Source organism: Roseburia sp. 499 (assembly GCF_001940225.2).
Lineage (GTDB): Bacteria > Bacillota > Clostridia > Lachnospirales > Lachnospiraceae > Petralouisia.
In genome coordinates, this window is the sequence record NZ_CP135164.1 from 1,856,518 (window position 1) to 1,875,286 (window position 18,769).

20 protein-coding genes and 1 pseudogene are annotated in these 18,769 nt (G+C 37.1%); 1 reads left to right on the plus strand and 20 read right to left on the minus strand.

Annotation, left to right across the window (positions count from 1 at the left end; genetic code table 11):
- Positions 1 to 65: 65 nt before the first annotated feature.
- The 18 genes from BIV20_RS09200 to BIV20_RS09285 form a co-directional block, all read right to left on the minus strand.
- On the minus strand, positions 66 to 1,028 hold the full coding sequence (locus BIV20_RS09200) for a tRNA dihydrouridine synthase (protein ID WP_075720303.1): 963 nt from the start codon (positions 1,026 to 1,028) through the stop codon (positions 66 to 68).
- A gap of 16 nt (positions 1,029 to 1,044) precedes the next feature.
- Positions 1,045 to 2,232, minus strand: coding sequence for a bifunctional phosphopantothenoylcysteine decarboxylase/phosphopantothenate--cysteine ligase CoaBC (gene coaBC / locus BIV20_RS09205; protein WP_075720305.1), 1,188 nt, complete (start codon positions 2,230 to 2,232; stop codon positions 1,045 to 1,047).
- Between the two features lie 3 nt (positions 2,233 to 2,235).
- Complete coding sequence (locus BIV20_RS09210) at positions 2,236 to 3,060, minus strand: ECF transporter S component (protein ID WP_075720307.1); 825 nt, start codon at positions 3,058 to 3,060, stop codon at positions 2,236 to 2,238.
- 32 nt (positions 3,061 to 3,092) lie between these two features.
- A complete protein-coding gene (locus tag BIV20_RS09215) occupies positions 3,093 to 3,866 on the minus strand; it encodes a hypothetical protein (RefSeq protein ID WP_083655158.1) in 774 nt (257 codons plus the stop codon).
- Positions 3,866 to 4,480, minus strand: a complete 615-nt coding sequence (locus BIV20_RS09220) for a class I SAM-dependent methyltransferase (RefSeq protein ID WP_075720309.1) — start codon at positions 4,478 to 4,480, stop codon at positions 3,866 to 3,868. The genes BIV20_RS09215 and BIV20_RS09220 overlap by 1 nt, the downstream gene beginning before the upstream one ends.
- 25 nt (positions 4,481 to 4,505) lie before the next feature.
- Positions 4,506 to 5,408, minus strand: coding sequence for an NAD-dependent epimerase/dehydratase family protein (locus BIV20_RS09225; protein ID WP_075720311.1), 903 nt, complete (start codon positions 5,406 to 5,408; stop codon positions 4,506 to 4,508).
- Positions 5,405 to 5,896 (minus strand): pyridoxamine 5'-phosphate oxidase family protein, encoded by a 492-nt coding sequence (locus BIV20_RS09230; RefSeq protein ID WP_075720313.1) that lies wholly within the window; start codon positions 5,894 to 5,896, stop codon positions 5,405 to 5,407. The genes BIV20_RS09225 and BIV20_RS09230 overlap by 4 nt, the downstream gene beginning before the upstream one ends.
- A gap of 28 nt (positions 5,897 to 5,924) precedes the next feature.
- Positions 5,925 to 6,638: a gamma-glutamyl-gamma-aminobutyrate hydrolase family protein gene (locus BIV20_RS09235; protein ID WP_075720315.1), complete on the minus strand. Its 714-nt coding sequence runs from the start codon at positions 6,636 to 6,638 to the stop codon at positions 5,925 to 5,927.
- A 130-nt stretch (positions 6,639 to 6,768) separates the two neighbouring features.
- Positions 6,769 to 7,170 (minus strand): DUF1284 domain-containing protein, encoded by a 402-nt coding sequence (locus BIV20_RS09240; RefSeq protein WP_075720317.1) that lies wholly within the window; start codon positions 7,168 to 7,170, stop codon positions 6,769 to 6,771.
- Positions 7,155 to 7,709 (minus strand): biotin transporter BioY, encoded by a 555-nt coding sequence (locus BIV20_RS09245; protein ID WP_075720319.1) that lies wholly within the window; start codon positions 7,707 to 7,709, stop codon positions 7,155 to 7,157. Before BIV20_RS09245 ends, BIV20_RS09240 begins: the two co-directional genes overlap by 16 nt.
- A 90-nt stretch (positions 7,710 to 7,799) precedes the next feature.
- Positions 7,800 to 8,660, minus strand: a complete 861-nt coding sequence (locus BIV20_RS09250) for a DegV family protein (protein ID WP_075720321.1) — start codon at positions 8,658 to 8,660, stop codon at positions 7,800 to 7,802.
- A gap of 20 nt (positions 8,661 to 8,680) precedes the next feature.
- Positions 8,681 to 9,184, minus strand: coding sequence for a helix-turn-helix transcriptional regulator (locus tag BIV20_RS09255; protein WP_075720323.1), 504 nt, complete (start codon positions 9,182 to 9,184; stop codon positions 8,681 to 8,683).
- Between the two features lie 92 nt (positions 9,185 to 9,276).
- A complete protein-coding gene (locus BIV20_RS09260) occupies positions 9,277 to 9,777 on the minus strand; it encodes an NUDIX hydrolase (RefSeq protein ID WP_075720325.1) in 501 nt (166 codons plus the stop codon).
- Between the two features lie 96 nt (positions 9,778 to 9,873).
- Positions 9,874 to 10,539: a lysoplasmalogenase gene (locus BIV20_RS09265; protein ID WP_075720327.1), complete on the minus strand. Its 666-nt coding sequence runs from the start codon at positions 10,537 to 10,539 to the stop codon at positions 9,874 to 9,876.
- 187 nt (positions 10,540 to 10,726) lie between these two features.
- The gene (locus BIV20_RS09270) at positions 10,727 to 12,037 is read right to left on the minus strand and encodes an MATE family efflux transporter (RefSeq protein WP_075720329.1); all 1,311 of its coding nucleotides are present in this window, start codon (positions 12,035 to 12,037) and stop codon (positions 10,727 to 10,729) included.
- Between the two features lie 86 nt (positions 12,038 to 12,123).
- Complete coding sequence (locus BIV20_RS09275; protein WP_075720331.1) at positions 12,124 to 12,957, minus strand: AraC family transcriptional regulator; 834 nt, start codon at positions 12,955 to 12,957, stop codon at positions 12,124 to 12,126.
- A gap of 20 nt (positions 12,958 to 12,977) precedes the next feature.
- Positions 12,978 to 13,628, minus strand: coding sequence for a hypothetical protein (locus tag BIV20_RS09280; RefSeq protein WP_075720333.1), 651 nt, complete (start codon positions 13,626 to 13,628; stop codon positions 12,978 to 12,980).
- 501 nt (positions 13,629 to 14,129) lie between these two features.
- Positions 14,130 to 14,795 (minus strand): HAD family hydrolase, encoded by a 666-nt coding sequence (locus BIV20_RS09285; protein WP_075720335.1) that lies wholly within the window; start codon positions 14,793 to 14,795, stop codon positions 14,130 to 14,132.
- A 255-nt stretch (positions 14,796 to 15,050) separates the two neighbouring features.
- On the opposite strand from BIV20_RS09285, the pseudogene BIV20_RS09290 reads away from it, so the two are divergent.
- Positions 15,051 to 16,446: pseudogene (locus tag BIV20_RS09290) on the plus strand (transposase).
- 173 nt (positions 16,447 to 16,619) lie between these two features.
- Here BIV20_RS09290 and BIV20_RS09295 read toward each other — a convergent pair.
- Together BIV20_RS09295 and BIV20_RS09300 are read right to left on the minus strand one after the other, a co-directional pair.
- Complete coding sequence (locus BIV20_RS09295) at positions 16,620 to 17,123, minus strand: GNAT family N-acetyltransferase (RefSeq protein ID WP_075720337.1); 504 nt, start codon at positions 17,121 to 17,123, stop codon at positions 16,620 to 16,622.
- 170 nt (positions 17,124 to 17,293) lie between these two features.
- Positions 17,294 to 18,667 carry an IS1380 family transposase gene (locus BIV20_RS09300; RefSeq protein ID WP_242939811.1) on the minus strand — a complete coding sequence of 458 codons (1,374 nt, stop codon included), beginning with the start codon at positions 18,665 to 18,667 and terminating at the stop codon, positions 17,294 to 17,296.
- Positions 18,668 to 18,769: the final 102 nt, after the last annotated feature.

The following is an 18,769-nucleotide window of genomic DNA, read 5'->3' on the forward strand; positions in this document are numbered from 1 at the left end:
TTCTAGTACTATATACTATAATATACCGCAAAATACAAAAAAACACAATGTATTTTTAAACAATTTCAAAAGTATTTGTATCCTTTTCCGTCTATTATCTCTTTTTCCGCAAAAAATTCATCTACAATGATATGATACTGGGATACACTCTGACATTTCTTTATCTCTTTCCTGTATTTTTCATCCTCTTCGAATATCTGTCCTATATAAAACCATAGCTCTTTCATTTTGAAAAGAACATTTCGATCTCCGGAAAGTATCTCTTCGTACCCACTGCATACTTCATCGTGAAACGCCTTTATTCTTTCCTTATCTGCCTTCGTATCACCAGACCGAAGCATGTCGATTAACTGTGGATTAGCAATCACACCTCTTCCCAACATCACTGCTTCTGTATCCGGAAATTCCTTTAACAACTCTTCATAATCTGAGATTGTAAAAATATCCCCATTATAGCATAGCGGATTCTTACTCTCTTTTACTGCATGTCCATACGCTTTCCAATTCGGCTTATTTTTGTAAAAATCTGTCTGAATTCTAGGATGAATAATCAATTCTTCCAAGGGATATTGATTGTAGATTGCAAGCAGACGTTCCCATTCCTCTGCATCCTCTTTTCCGATTCTGGTCTTAATAGAAATCTTCATATCCAGCTTTTCAAAGACCTCAGAAAGAAATGCATCAAGCTCCTCCGGATATGCCAAAAAACCGGAACCACGTCCCTTCGATACTACTGTTCCGGAAGGACACCCCAGATTCAGATTTATCTCGTCATACCCATACTCCTGAAGTGTCCTTCCAATTTTCACAAAATCCTCTGCCCGATTGGTTAATACCTGCGGTATCACTTTCATTCCCTGATTATGTTCCGGGAGAATATCATTCTTCTCCCTGCTATTGAGACAGCGCTTAGTATGAGGCGTAATAAATGGTGTAAAATATTTATCCACATTGTGAAAATACTTTTCATAGGCATTTCGGTAAATATAACCGGTAATTCCCTCTAAAGGTGCTAAGTAAAATTTCATTTTCTTTCCTCACACCTTATAGTTTATTTAAAATCCTGTCAAAAATTGCACCTGCGACTTCCTCTTTCTTCATAATTGGAAGTTCTTCACAGGACTCTTCTGTAATAACCGTAACAATATTCGTATCAGTTCCAAACCCTGCTCCGGCTACTTTTAGATTATTCGCTACAATCATATCCAGATTCTTCTTTTTCAGCTTTGCCTTGGAATTCTCAAGCATGTTCTCTGTTTCCATGGAAAATCCACAAATAAACTGCTTTGTTTTCTTATGTGCAAACGTTCCAAGAATGTCTTTGGTACGTTCTAAGGAAATACTCATCTGTCCATCGGACTTTTTAATCTTATTTTCTGCCACTACTTCCGGACGATAATCAGCTACAGCTGCTGCCATAACTATAATATCCTGCGAATCAAACTCTTTTTCCACTGCTTGGTACATCTCTTCAGCACTTGTTACATCAATTGTTCTTACAAACCGTGGTTTTGCAATCTGCACCGGACCAGAAACTAAGGTAACTTCAGCTCCGCGCCTTGCCGCATTTTCCGCAATCGCATATCCCATTTTTCCGGTAGAATGATTGGTAATATAACGTACCGGGTCTATGGCTTCTCTGGTAGGTCCCGCAGTAACCAAAACCTTCTTTCCTGTCATATCCTTTTCACAGGCAATTTCTTGTAAAATACAATCCAATAACACTTCCGGCTCCGGCATTTTTCCCTTTCCGGTATCTCCACATGCCAGATATCCGGATGCCGGCTCAATTAACTGATATCCAAGACTTTTTAACTTTTCCATATTCTCCTGTGTTACCTGATTCTCATACATATGAGTATTCATGGCAGGAGATAACAAAATCGGTGAAGTGCATGCCAACATCGTAGAGGTCAACATATCATCTGCAATTCCATGTGCCAGTTTAGCAATTACATTGGCGGTAGCCGGAGCAATCAACACTACATCTGCCTCTGCTGCCATGGCAATATGTGCCACATGATAACCACTGTTCCGTTCAAAAGTATCATCAATAACCTTATTTCCTGTTAATGTTTCAAAAGTAACCGGAGATATGAACTGCTCTGCATTTTTCGTCATAATTACATGCACATCTGCATTTAACTTCACCAGCATACTTGCTAAATTTGCTATCTTATATGCTGCGATACTTCCCGTTACTCCCAGTAAAACATGTTTGCCCTTTAACATCACTTACCTCCTACTTATTTTACCAAGTACCATTCCGATTGCTGCCACCAGAATTGCTGCTACCACTGCTTCTATAATTCCGTTAAAGCTGATAACACCCAGAATAACACCCATAACAGCATTTGCACCAACCCCTAGCGCTCTTGCATAATCTTCTTTATAAAAAATATAAATCATTGGCATTACCAGAAGTGTATTTGTTAACGCTCCGGTCACTCCGGCATAAATATATCCTAAGAATGCACCTTCCTTTGCCTTAATTCCAACTTCTGCCACTACAAAGAATATAACTGCCACTATTGCTCCCGCAATCCATCCTATCATGTCTGCATTTTTTATCTCAATACCCTCTGCAAAAAATACATGTACTGCTACTAAAAGCAATACACTAATTGCCAGATTACAGACTACCTTTCCAAGCTTTGCTCTTTCCCCGGAAACCAACTTTCTAATTCCCTTGTATACAAAATACGGAATAATTCCTACTAAGATTCTTGGTACAAAACAGATAATGGTACTCTTGATAATACCGGAACGGCCCACAAAACTGCTTGCCAAAACCGGTGAAAAAACAAATGCCGACAAGGAAGTTGGCATCAGTGTATTTTTAATAAAACTGGTTAATCCAAATACGAAGCCTAAAAATGCTCCCTTTTTTGGTCCACAAAAAATTGCGCCTAAAATAACCGGAATATGTATAATTGTCGCATTGATAACTACTAATGGGATATATCCCAATGGTGTAAATGCCATAATGATAATAATGGCAGTAAACAGTGCTGTCAAAACCAGCTCATAAGATTTTGTTCTACTTTGTGTTTTACTCATAATTTTCCTCTTCTTTCCGTTGATAACCTCCACTAGGGGTAGATTTCAACTTTGTTTTTATATAAAAGATGCAACGTACAATAACCTTTCTCTTGCGCTATAATTCCCGCATCTTTATATCCATTTTTCAAAAAGAATTCCATATTTCCATTGGGAAATACACTCTTTTCATCTGAAATGACTTGAATCTTTTCGTACTTTGTAAATAAATATTTTTCTAATTCTTGTAATGGTGCCGACTTATAATCATATTCTGAATCGGAACCGTATACACAAGTAAGAAACGCTGTCTTCTCGTTCTTGGGAATCCCATAGGGAACAACCATAGATGGCAGATATTCTGCACCACCCAGCATCTGCCCCTCTTCGTCTACATTCATATATCCCCATATAGACTGTTTCTGTCGATTATAAAATTCTTTCTTTTTACAACAATCCTCTATATTCTTTTGCCCAATACAAGTACATGCTGTCAAACAATTACTTTCTGTATTTTTTTCTAAAATAACACTTTTTTCTTGTTTTCCAAGCTGCGGTATGTATGGCATCTCTTTGGGCATTTTTCCTTCGCACAATGTTTCCAAAAAACTTCTACGCAATGGGCTGAAATACCGTTTTGTTTGATTTACCACAAGCAAAGTAGGGTAAAACATATTCATTTCTTCCGCTTTCCTACTATTCCGCTCTATATCATAGCATGTAATATCCAATTTGTCTTTATATTCTTGCAATAAATTTAACATTGTATTGTTCAAAGGACATTGATAAGACCAATAGTAAAAGTCTAATTTCATTTTCTCTGACATTATAAAGCCTCTTTTCTTGCTACAACATAAAAAATATGCCAGTGCTTTGGTACCGGTTCTCCATTTTCTCCATAACACCGTCCATCAAATTCCTCTTCTTCCAACATCTCCATCTGAAATCCAGAAAATAATTGCTCTATCTCTTCTCTACTATGGAACGTTCTTGTGTCTGCAAATTCTGTTTTCCACTCATCTCGATTGCCAAAAAAAGTGCCGGAAAATCTTCCACCCTCCCGGATACTTTCTCTTATTACTTTCCACATTTTTTCAAATTTTTCCGGTATGCAAAAAGGCAAACTAAAAGACGCATTGATACAATCCGCTTCAGGAAGTTCCAATTCTTCAAACATCATCTTCTGCACGTTCAAACGTTGCTTCTTCTCTTGCGGCATGAATTTTCTTACTCCTTCGAAATAGTCTGTCTCTGCATCTACTGCCAGCACCCGCCATCCTCTTTCCAGAAAATGTATACTGTCTACTCCTGCGCCACAGCCTAAATCTACCATAAGTCCCCTTTTCTCGTCAAACAACTGCAAGGCAAACTCTGCGGTCTTAGATGGTGGATTTTGGGCAGTATCCTTTTGATAACTGTTCCATTCATTGTCATTTTTCATAATCTCTTCTCTCCACCTTTCAAACCTATTTTATGTTTTCTGCAATATATTCGAAATATGGCTTTGTCCGTACCTTATCCTGATTTTGCATATACCATTCAAAGGACTCTCGTAATCCCTCTTCTAATGGCTTTGTATTTTTTAACAGCTTATTCTGTCTTGAAACATCCAGCACATAACCATAATCGTGAAAACAGAAATAACTACGCTGTGAGCGTGAATCATCTACTGATATGAACTCCGGTATTTTTCCAGCTACCTGATAGCACAACTGAACCCATTCTTTTATGTCTACTATCTCTGAATTTCCTACATTAAAAATGCGTTCTTTCGGTTTCTGCTCTATTAATATCTCCAAAAATCTACATAAATCCTCTACATGGAAAAACTGCAGTGGCATCTTTCCTTCCTTCGGCAAATAAAAGGGACGTTCTTGAACCGCACAATCGAAAACGAATCCCTCCCGGTAAAGATTTTGCATTGGACCATACAAATATGGTGGTCTGACAATATAATACTGTTCTACTTGTTCCTGTAAATACTGCTCTGCTTCATATTTGTTGATTCCATAATCTCCCCAGATAGAATTATATCCGCCTTCCTGCTCTTCTCGAAATGGCTGTGGTAATGTCTCCGGATAAATGGCACTAGAACTAATAAAAATATACTGTTTTATCTCTCCTAGTGCCTCTACTAAATCCTGCACATCACTTTTCGTATATCCTGTAATATCCAGAATTACATCAAAATCATATTTTTTCAGCCGATTATTCAGACAATGTCTGTCCTCCTCAATCAACGTAACTCCTTCTACCTGTGGATAGTGATTCCTATTTAAAACATACACGTCCTCTCCCTTTTTTACGAAGTAAGATGCTACATATTGACTTACAAAAACGGTTCCTCCCGTAATGAGTATTTTTTTCATAAATTCTGCATTCCTTCCGGCATTGGTCTTCTCTTTGCTGTAAATTCTGTTACATGTATCTTTATTACATTTACAATAGAAACTAGTTGTTCATTAAACTCAAAGTCTTTTCCTGTCTGAGTTTTCATAAGAATGGACATATCTCTTATCTTTTCTTCCACATCTTCTACAATTTCTGCTGTTCCTTTTCCCATGATGCTGGAATAAACCATGCCATACTGACAAGCTATCCTTCCTTCAAATGGCATTACATCACATTCCATTTCAAAACAAACCTTAGGATTTGCTTTGATTAAATCATATTTGTAGCCCTTAGTTGCTCCATGAAGATACAAGGTCAGTTCTCCATTTTCATAGGTGTAACCATAATTCATGGGCACAATATAAGGTTGATCCTTATCCACCAAACCGATATGTACTACTTTACATTTGTCTAAAATCGCAAGAATCTCCTGAATATCTGTTACCTCACGTTCTCTTTTGGTCATTTTTAACCAACTCCTTTTATCGTTATTTTTATTGTTTTGCCGCCTCTAAAAATGCTTTTAAAATCTTACGACTATACTCGCTTTTTTCATAGGAAAACTCCGGATGCCACTGAATTCCCCAGACAAATTTTTTATCAGGCATATAAATTCCTTCTATTAAGCCATCCGTTGAAACTGCCATTTTTTCAAATCCTTCTGCAACTTTCTTCACTGCCTGATGATGATAACTATTTACCGGTATTTTTTCTTCCTTCAACACCTGATAAATAGGCGTATTCTTCACCAATTCAACCTCATGCGCAGTCCGGTCATAAGGCGGCGACATATGATGTTCCACATCACTTTCAAATTCACTCGGCAAATCCTGATACAAGGTTCCACCTGATACAGCATTCATAATCTGAATACCGCGGCAGATTCCAAGTACTGCCTTATCTGCTTCTATTGCCTTCTTAAAAATATAAGCATCCATACTGTCCCGCGATGAGGAGGTTTCTCCACACACGGATTTTTTCTCTTCTCCGTAAATCTCCGGTGTAACATCCTGTCCACCGGTGAGAAGAAAACCATCACATATTTCCAGAAAATAATCAAGTTCTTCTGACTGGGTTGTCAATGGAAGCATCATAGGGATTGCACCAGCTTCTTCCAAAGACTTCATATATCCCGGAAGCATCCAGTAGCTATCCTTTTCGCTATCATACAACGGCATGATGCCGATAATTGGTCTATCTTTGAACATAATTTCACCTATCTTTCGTAAAAAATATTATCCTTATTTTATCTCATTTTCTTTCACACATCAATTATACTTTCAGGTAAGTATACAAATTAATACAAAATAAAGAGTCCGCTTGCCGGACTCTTTCGCGTTACACTGTCTTCTTTGCTAAAATATTCTTTTTACAGGAACTAATGGAATACCATTTGCATCCCTGGCAAATATCATCCATTCGTTCCGGTGTCATCTGATTATCAATTTCCTGAATGATTTCCTGATAGATATATGTTTTTTCTTCGATATTGAAGTATTCTGCCGTTTTACGGTCAAAAGATTTTACTTTTTCCTGAGTACTGCACAAGTCTGTTCCTTCCATGCTTGGACAATGGGCACAAAGATCATCTGTAGAATACACAATGGTTACTTCTGTTGCTTCTTCTGTACGAAGTCTTCTTACAACTTCATTCATGTTTTCCACAAATTCATTACTATAACCTTTACCGGAATAACCCTGAGTACATAATAAATGATGTGGCCTTAGTTTGATTGACATACTGCTCTCCTTACTGTATATCTTACTGGCAAACCAACAATAACTGCAAGTACCGCCTTAAGAATAGCTGTTGGGATAAATGGAGCTACACATGCATCAAATCCCACCCAAAAACTACTTTTCGCAACAAAACAAAACCACAGGATTCCGCCAATATAATTTACCACAGTTCCAACAAGAATTCCAACAATTAGCCATGCCTTATTCTTTTTATAAAAATCTGCACCAAGACCTATAAGCAATGCCATAATTGGAAATGTCATCAAAAATCCTCCGGTTGGACCAACCACTATACCTGCTCCTCCTTTAAGATTAGCATATACCGGAATGCCAATAGCTCCAAGCAATACATAAATCAAGGTTGCAAGTGCACTATTCTTTGCTCCTAACACAATCGCTATCAAGGTAATTGCAAATGTCTGCATAGTCAATGGAACACCTGCAGGCATTGGAATAGAAATCTGCGCCATAATTGCAATAATTGCAGTGGATGCGCCAATCATACACATATCCTGTACAGATAATTTTGATTTTTTCATATGTATCTCCTCCTTTTATATGGTTGTAGTATAAAAGAAAGAGTTCAGATTGTCAACCTCTTTTTTATTTTTAGTTAACAATCATTCATCCTACTCTCTTGCCTCTTCTGTTGCAAATAAAATTCCCAGTGTTCCCGGTCCACAATGGCTGGATATCGTACAACTTGCCTTGGTAACATAAATATGCTCAAAACTCATGGTTTCCTCAATAGTCTGACGTACCAATTCAATATATTTCTCATCAATTCCAGAGTGAGTAATAAAAATTTTATCCCTGACAATATCCGGATACTGTGTTAGTTTATCTTTTACATATTGCTTTAACACCTTGTCCTGTTTTCCACGATACTTTTTGCCAACATTCATTCCACCAGAGGTATTATCCACCTCGATGCTGACCTTAATATTCAGTAAATTAGCACTAAAAGCTGTTATAGCAGAGCATCTTCCACCGGCTTTTAAGAATTCATAGGTGTCAATTACAAAGCTTCCATGATATTTCTGCTGATTATGTGAAAAATATTCGTAGATTTCTTCCGGTGCCATACCTTCATCTATTTTTTTCCTACAATCTAAAATCTGAAGTCCCGTAGCGGATGATAAATTACAGGAATCAATTACATAAACATTTTCCAATTCTTCTGCTGCAATACAACAATTCTGATAAGAGCTTGTCAATGCACTTCCAAGACAAAAATGAATAACTGCATATCCTTGGCTTGTCCACTGTTCAAAATAGTTTTTATATTCAAATGCATTGATTGCAGATGTTTTTGGCAACACTTTTCTATCCCAAAATGCCTGATACAACTCTTCCGGTGTAATGTCTACGTTGTCTGTATAATCCTTTCCTTCCAGACTGATATGATAAGGAATTGTCTCTACACCGTATGTTTCTCTAAGCTCATCTGTCAAGTCACATGTTCTGTCTGCACTCAATATAACCTTCATTTTTGCATTTTCCTCCTCAATTATCCTTTTCCGTCGTATGCTTGTCGTTCAATATAAGCCATCATTCTATTATATGATACCACGGGAAATACCACTGTTGCAATCATTCCTGCCACACATAAATATCTTTCCCCTACAATAATACCAAGCACCAACAGCGCTATACTTCCTATTATAGCGAATGCACTTACCAACCAATGCTCCTTAATCCATTTCTTTCGAAAAAATACAATTCTTTCTTGTAGTGAAAAACTGCTTTTACTTAATGTAGTTTTTAAGTTTTCCTCTGCCCGCTCTCTGTACGCTTCTGAATCTAACCGTTCTCCGCTTAAAATTTCGTTGATACTGACAGAATAATGCTTGCTTAGTAACTGAAGCATTTCCACCGGTGGTAAATAATTACCATTCTCCCATCTGGAAATTGTTTTATTCGATACTCCCAGAATCTCCCCCAGTTTTTCCTGTGTCTCATTATGCTCATGCCGCAACTCTGACAGAAAACATCCTATTTTCTTTAAATCCATAATCTTTCAACCTCGCTTTTATCTATTATACCGAAATGATAACACAATAGATAAAATAATGTCTTTCCCATAAATGGCGAATGAACCGGACATTACCTTTCATCTGTCACAATATGCTTTACTGTTTCTGGAATATCTAAAAGTTCCTCTGCAAAAAAAGATGGAAACGCCTTATATTTTTTTAATTCACAAATTGGCAACCAATGCATATTTTCTTTAAACGTTCCCATAGAGTTCGTTGTATAACTATCACTTTTTAATTCTTTCGTACCTCTCGACTTCATCAAATAGTAAAATGCAATTTCATGACATTCATAACCTGCAAGACTTCCTGAACCCGTAAAAAAGTTCTCATGCAAAAATAACAATCTGTCTATTTCATAAGGTACTCCTGTTTCTTCAAATACCTCCCGCAGTACAGCGTCCTCTGCTTTCTCTCCCAGATGCACTCCTCCGCCGACAGAATAATAGTAATCATCTGCCTCGTTTTCATTTTTTACAAATAAAACACAACCATCCTCTATAATAACGGCTGCTGCTCGGTAACGAAACCATTGATTTCCACATGTAAAACAACAATCTTCCTTTGTCATATTTCCTGTATTCCCTTTCTCAAATGTAACATTTATTAATATCTCACCTGCCTGTACACTAAAATATACCAGATTACTATCGCATAAACAACTATTCTAATTTTCATTTAATGCATGCGCTTGAAACATCTGCGCCAAATAATACATAATCCAGTTTGCGGACTGCATTTCCTTCGGTATCCCTACCCCAAACATCCAGAAAAACAATAATAAATCTGAAACAAGAAAAGCTACTCCACCCGCCATCATCAATCCTGTTACACGTTCTCTGCCCTGTCTGCATCGCCAAAGAGACAGTGCCTTGGCCACCATGAATGAAATAACTGCTGCATAGCCTATTACAACCGGGAACAATCCCTGGAAATCAAAGGTTCCTACGCACATAATAACAAGCAGTACTCCCAATATCATTCCTGTCACCGCAAAATCTCTTTTTTGAATCTTACACATCTTACAAAATGCAATGGAAAACATGACATGTGCTGCAGCAAAGCTGGCTACCCCCAGAATAAACATGATTCCTTTCTCTGTATCCAACGCCAGAAAAACATCCCCAGCCATAGAACAGCAAAGTGCCAGTAAAATATACAAAGAAACTTTTCTGTTTCCTTTTGACTTCCGATATCCACATAAACCTGCCAATACAAAGAAAAGACTTGCTGCAGATTTTAATATAATCACCCATTCGCTAAGACCACTCTCAAATACTGCAATCAGGCCACCCAATGAAATGAGCATTAACGCTTCCATAATAAGATACATCTATTTCTCCTCCTTCTATTCACTTTATAGAAATTACAGCGCAACTTCCTACAAATTAAAAAACCTTCCCTATACCTCTCTTGGTCTGGGAAGGCTTTTGCCTCTTCTAATTTCTCAACCGCTCTGTTGCGATTCCCTTTTTCATTATATCAAAAAATTCTAACATTACAATAACATTTTGTTCCGCTTACCTCTTATCTTTCCAAATAAACATAATACTTAACAGGATTGTAACTCCCTCTGTCACAGGCGCTACCAACCATACTCCCTGCATTCCCCAAAATAGAGGTAAGGTAAAAATGCAGATTAAAAGAATAACCCATCCCCTGGAAGATGATATGATTGCTGACTCTTTTGCCTTTCCGATAGACGTAAAATAAAATGAGGTAATTGTATTAATTCCTGAAAATAGAAAAGAACTCATATATATTATCATCCCGGACTTTATCATACTTTTCACCAGACTATCATCTACAAAAAGACCACTATACACATCAGAAACTATTGTCATAATGAGTATTACAACAATTCCGGCTCCCAATACAAACTGATTCGTATTCTTGCGAATCTTTCTGGCAAGTTCATGTTCCTCTCCTCCATAAACAAAACTGATAAGTGGACTTGCCCCCTGTCCAAAGCCAACGATAATCATACTGAACACATAAGACACATATCCCACAATAGTAAATGCCGTCACTCCATCCACGCCAACATTCCTCATAATTACCAGATTATACGCAAACATGGAAATGCTCATGGACATCTCACCAATAAACTCAGAACTTCCATTCAATATAGTACTTTTTAATACTTCTTTATCAAAAGAAAATTTGTGAAACCTATACACTTTTGCTCTTCTAATAAAAAAGTAAATAATGTATGTTAAGGTAACTACTGCTGATAACAAGGAAGCTACTGCAATTCCTGCCACGCCCCAGTGCAACCACCTGGAAAAGAAATAGTCCAACACGACATTTAGTAAAACATTTAATATATTTGTTTTCATAAAAAACTGTGGATTTCCTTCTCCCCGAATAAACATTCCAAAAGATGAATTAACCACCATAATCGGAAGTTCCAATAGCATAATTAAATAATATTCTTTAAAATATACTGCAATCTGCCCATCTGCATGCAGAACCCGAAGCATCGGCTGGAAACATAAAAATACTATAACACTTATTATAAACGAAACCACAATGGTTGTTAAAATTGTTTGATTAAAAACATCATTGCATTTCTTTCTATCTCCGGCACCAAATGCCATACCTGCAATAGCAACCCCACCTACTGATATCATTAATCCGATTGCTAAATACAGATATACAATAGGCAATCCCAAATTTACGGCTGCCATTCCCGCTTTTCCAACATAGTTTCCGATAAAAAATCCATCTACAACTGTAATCATCGAAGTGAGTACCATTGCAATAATAGAAGGGATTGAAAACTGCAAAATCATCTTCACCCTGTTTTCTCTAATCTTCTCTAAATCCATCAAAAATTCCTCCTTATAGTAAATACATTCCAGTGGCAGTATTCATTATAAAGAGGAATCTAAATATAAACTTCTGAATTCTTGCTCTATCTAATCGGTATACACAAATCCATTATCATATACATATTCTCACAATCAGCGCTATGATAAATCTCAAAGCCATAACGCTCATCAATTTCATAATGACTTTGTGGGAACCACACATTAAACATATTTTGGTAAGCCGCATAAATTTCATTTGCAAATCCTTTAAAATGATATACGGCAAACTTACCGCCCTGTATTATACAAGTATTTTCCAAAGTACATTCTTTATCAACACTCATACAAATATCATAAAGACAACTATCCACATCAGTTATAGACGGATCATCAAATGTCCGCTCCAAGAGCAATGTTTCTTCCGTCATATACTCTTGATACTTATCCAGGAACATTCCCCAATCTTGACTCAGATTATGGTAATTTCCAATTCGTCTTTCATAGATAACGTAATAATCCTCAAGTGTTTCAATAGAAATTTTCTGATTACACTCCGCAAAGGTCTCCCATTTATTGTCTTCCTGACAAAAAAGTGGATTCTCTAATGACTTCCTACAAATATTTCTACGAAAATTTGCCGGTGTAACCTGATGATGCTGTTTAAATACTGTACTGTAATTCGATGGACTATATCCATATTCATAGCCAACATCTGTTATAGTTCTTTTCCTCTCCACTTTTAATCGAAACGCACTCTGTTCCATTTTTACCCGTTTTATAAATGAATAAATACTTTCTCCTGTTTCCGCCTTAAAAATTCTACAAAAATAAAACTTTGAAAAATGACAATGCTCAGCAATTTCCTCTACCGAAAGTTCTCGCCCAATATTCTTCATTATGTAATCAATTGCCTGGTTGACTGCTTCATTTGTAATCATAATCTTTCTTCATCTCACTTTTAATTTACAATATCTACACGTTCTTCTAATTCTAAAAAATAAATCGTTCCCTGATACATTCCCTGTCTGCAAAGACACAACAGAATTCCAGCCATTCTCTCATCCAATTTATGATAACAGCGACTGATTTCCCATGGAAGTCCTTCTATGTATTCTCTCTGTCCAGGCTCAAGAGCTTGTAAGATTTTATCATATTGCTTGGCGTCTTGATAGTAAATTTTTCCAAAATCACAAGACATATATGCACCAGCGTTCCCATTTCTTGAAAACTTATCTTCGAGATATTCTATAAGCTCCTCTCGCTCTTCTGCCTGAAACTGTTTTGTTTTCCAACTAATTATCTTTCCATTATCCTCAGTCACCTTAACTCTGCGAAAACTAGTAGTTCCATATTTGTTCTGTTCTTTTACAAATCGATACTGTTCATTTTTCTTTCCCGTACCCGGTTCTTCCAAGAGAATCACCGATGTTTCTACATAATGCTTCCAGACCGTCTGCTGCACCTTTGCATATGGCGTAGGGAAATCTAACTTATCCGCAATTTTACGAACGGTATAACCCAGATCTGCCAAATGGCAGATAGTTCCTCCGCTGGCAACATCATGCACAAAATTAGAAAGTGCATTTTTGAAATAGTCCTGTTCTGCCATTTGTTTCTCCTTATAAGTTTTATGTGATAATGTCTTTGTCAATAAGATAGTAAAAAACCTTCCTTGTACTTAGTCAATTCAGGAAGGATGCAACTTTTTACCATTTGCAATTTAAATTTTGTTTTTTCGAACTTGTGTTCTTGTTTTGTTTATGATAGAATATATATAGTAGCTTCACAGCTACCGGTAATCGTGTTACAGGGTGGTTGACCTTCATTCTACATAGAATGGAGGTGATGCTTATGAAGAATAAATTCGACTTTAAAGACCTTATGTCTTTCGCAATGTTCCTCTTGGCACTACTGACATTCATTTATTTGATTTGTCAATAAGACAGTAAAAAACCTTCCCTGTACTTTGCCTGAGTCTCGGAAGGTTTCTTACTTCATATTCTTGGTCAACCACTCTGTGGCGATTACCTTTTGTAATTATATTATATCAAAAATCTTGGTATTTACAACCCTAAACTTAATCTTTGCAAATTGTAATTCCATCTCACTTCTATTTAAAATAGTCAGTATCATATACTTCTAATAAATTTCTAACTGAACTAACCCCATCCGGAACCTCTCTATCACTACGATTGATCCATACAGCATTTATTCCCACAGATGAAGCTCCCTTAATATCACTACTCATCGAGTCTCCAATATGTACAACTTGTTCAGCGGACAATCCCGTACTCCTCAATGCAAATTCAAATAATTCTTTTCTTGGCTTATATGACTTCGCATCTTCACTTGTGAATACTCCCATAGGCCTTAATCCGTGAAACTCTATAGCTTTCAATATATCATCCCTATCAATATTAGATACTATATAAACAGGTACTGGGCACATCTCAAAAAATTGTTTTGACTCTTCAAAAATAGGCGGTTTTATCCAATGCTCAAACATCTTGTTACTCAATATCTTTGCATCAGCAGTTGAGTTAAAATATTGTAGGGTTTTATCCAATGATTGATATTCTAATTCTCTTTGTGTCTCAAAATTATCTCCATATGCAGACAAAAATGCTGTCTGGAACTCATTCCACCAATATGCTCCTATTTCAGATCTATCCCTTACTTTTCCAGTATCAAATATTTCTTGTGATATTTTTCGAATAACTTCACCATCTTCATGCACAACTGTACCATAAAAATCTATAAAAACCGCTTGTACCATTCTGTATTCATCCTTTCAAACTAGGATTTATCAATCAATAAAAAAGCAAATAATCATTTCTTAACAATCCCCAAATAGTAATATCAATTAGTTCTCCTCTGCATCTTTCGTATTGATAGGCGTTTGCGAAACGCCAAAAGCCGCATAAATACAGCATTTTTTTGTTGCCAAAATAAAATATCTCCTCAAGGTTTATGGTAAAATAGAATTGTCGAGAAACTAATCAACCATCCACCTGAAAGGAGATATACTCATATGATAACACATAAGCAGCTCACTTTGGCAGAAGTTTTTGAAGATTGTCAAAATAAATTTGACAATGACAAATATCAGTTTCTAATACTTCTTGATGAAGCCATTAACCTTGATGAAATTGTTCCTGTTTCTTTTGTGTCTCATTTTCACGCTCGTACCGGAAGACCTCGCAAACATCAGCTTTATCCTATGCTCAAAGCTCTTCTGATCCAGCGTATCTTCTCAATCCCGACTGATATGCTTCTGATTGTCTTTCTCAAATACTCTCAGGAATTGCGTGATTTCTGTGGATTTGATGTTGTTCCCGATGCCTCAAAATTCACTCGTTTTAAACAGGATTTCTTACTGGACTTACAATCTATGTTCGACCACTTGGTTGATCTGACCGAACCGATCTGCCAAAAGATTGATTCTGCTCTTGCATCCATGACCATCTTCGATACCTCCGGTATAGAAGCCTGGGTCGCTGAAAATAATCCCAAATATGCTAACCGTATTATCAAACAGCTGAAAGCCTTTAAAAAATCCCATAACCTTGATGATTCTTACGACCCTTATAAGGCTGCCTATGGTTCCATGCCTTCCCATGCTGCTTCTAATCAGGCTATCCAACAAATGTACATTAATGGACATTTCTGTTACGCTTACAAGTTTGGCATTATTACAAATGGGCTTGGCATTGTTCGTGATATCACTTTCTATAACAAAGACTTTCTGAATGCTCATCCTGATATCGTTGTGGAGAAAAAATCGGATTCTCCGGACGAAGATAAGTCACTCGCCGACTCAAAAGCATTACTTCCTGTTTTGATTGATTTCTTCCAGAAACATCCGCTTATTGAGCCAAAGACTTTTCTGGGCGATGCAGCCTTTGATACGATTGAAATCTACAAATCTCTTTTTGAAGAAATCGGATTTCAAAAAGCTTTCATTCCCCTTAGAGTAAAACTCTCCATGGAAGAAAACGGCTGCACATTCAACGAGAACGGCATTCCCTGTTGCCCTCACGATCCTTCACTCCCAATGAAAAGAGAAGGAAGTAAATCTCATTTAAAAAGCAAGATTCCAACCATGAAGTTTGTATGCCCCAAAATGAAATGGGAATACAATCCGGCAGATAAATCCAAACGTCGCGTCTGCCACTGCGATAACCCCTGTACAACTTCTTCCTGCGGACGAATGATCTACATCTATCCGGAGAAAAACCTCCGCGCGTATCCGGGTGTCGAACGCGGTTCCGCCGAATGGGATGAAACTTACAAAATCCGAGTCAATGTAGAGAAATCTATCAATCACTTTAAAGATAGTTTCTGTATTGCCGGACGTAAAACTCAAAATGAGAAAACGCTCCATGCAGATCTTCTTCTCGCCGGTATTACCCAGCTTGTTACTGTGATGGTTGCTGATAAAATACATAAACACCAGTATCTTAGAAGTTTGAAACCTCTCATCGCATAGGGCTTACCAATTCCATAAATCCATGGGATTTATTTCGTGTGCCAAAAAATACCTGGTATCCACTTTTCATACCAAGAATCCTGCATTGCAGGATTCTATCCTTGTATTCAATCAGGATTGCGAACTTGTTTCGCAATTACCTATTTCGTATTGACGAAGCAAACCTTCTTTAGTGAATTTTAAGGTTTCTAATAATTTCATAGACGCTATATTCTGAGGCTCAACATACGCTTCTATTCTGTTGATTTTTGTTTGCGAAAAAATAAACTCTATTATAAGACGAAGTGCTTCGCTCATAATTCCACTATTCCAATAATTACGATTTAATTCATATCCCATCTCAGCCTTCATACTATCTTCTGAAAATGCAAAGAATCCACAAGTTCCGATTATTTTTTTGTTTTCTTTTAATTCAATTCCCCATCTTATCATACTTTTATCTTCAAAACTCTTACGAAAAATATCGACTTGTGCAATTGCGTCCTCTATAGAATTAAACGGCAATAAATCATAATATTTCATTACCTCTTTATCTGAAAAAATCTCAAATATATCTTCAACATCTGACTTATGGATAGGTCTTAATGTAAAACGTTCACTATCTATTACCTGAATCCGTGAAACTTAGTTGTTTTTTTACAGGAACTGCCCAGAATCAATGTTATTCATTGCTTTACACCGAATTTTAGTACACAATTCCTGTTTGTTGCGAGATTTATATCTATTTGCAGCTTATAAGGTGCAAAAATGACGCACCTTAACAAGCCTTTTTCTGTTTTGTATTCTTAGGCCAGAGCAAAACGCTTATAAACATCCATAAATGCATGACGCCATACATTACTGCAACCAATTGCCAAGACAATCCGTCGTCCATGAGTTGTTACATGTCCGGCGATTTGAATCAGATTCCCTATCACGGTTCTGATACGTCTTCTTTTAACAGGGTGTTTTGTTTTAGGAGCTCGCCTGCTTTTTAACGACTCCTGACCTATTAATCGCAAAATATTATACGCAAGCACAGTTAATTCAAGGACCAGCTCATTTGTATCAAATTTGCCGGATGGAAGTCTTTCAACATCCATATCCGTCTTGATTTCACTGTGAAACTGTTCGCATTCGCCGTGAGCATGATAGCCATTTATGATATCATCATCGCTCCAGCCGAGATTGGTCCATATCGTATTGCACTCGATATCCGGAACCAGAAGGAACTGTCCGTTTTTATCGGTTGTTCGTTCAATCACCTCATATACAATGCGCATGGTAATGGTTTTTGATTCTCCTTCGGAATCTGTATACGCTACATCTTTCCACGAAGAACCTATGTAAACAGTTTTTCCATCACGAGGATTACGGATGTCCTTACAGCATTCCTTTACTTTGGCAATCCAATCTTCTTTGGATTCACCTCTTCGAAGATTTCTTTTTACAATAAACCAGGAACCGTCTTCGATTAGAATGCCTAAGTTTTCAGCAGCATCATTCCCTGCGTCCATACGAACCAACAGTTGCTTGTCTGTCAGTTGATGTCCAAGCCGAAGTGTCTGCTTTAAAAATGCGGGTGTATTGCACTGGCAATGCTGACTTCCTTCCCGTAGCTCCGTATTTGCAAGAAAGCCTTCTGTGCCAATGTATGCCATCATTGGTGCATAACCATCAAATCCTTTGTATGTGTGTGCAACTCCTTCCTTATGTGTTTTTGAATTATCCATAGGAGTGACGTCAAGATCCAAAGGAACTAACCCGGATTCTAATGCGGAAGGCTGAACATGGAAGGTATGAAACATGGCAACATTTGCATTTAGGATTTCTTCCCTCAATGAAGACCCTATATCATCCATACGCTGACGTAAGGTCTCAGCAGATGGAATCGCCCTTGTGATACCAAGAGCAAGCTTGTAATACTCAGGATCATCAGACATCTCATTGATAGCATCATAAGAAGTCTTGCCCTGACAAAGAAGTCCGATATAAGAAAGAAGAATATCTCCGTTTTTGATTTGGCTCTGGGAACGTTTGCCATCAACCTTCATGTTATTGCACTTTTTAATGAAGCTGCTTTTGCCAAGCATCTGTCCCACAAGAGATAATCCGCTGGGAGTAATTAGTCTTTCATTGGAAAATTCGATTACGAGTTTTTTCATAAATATCCACCTCATATATTGATACTTATATTTTACTATATGAGGTGCTAAAAACACAGAGGAAATATGAGAAAGTCATATGTTTTTATCTTCACCCATTGGGTGAAAACAAAAACT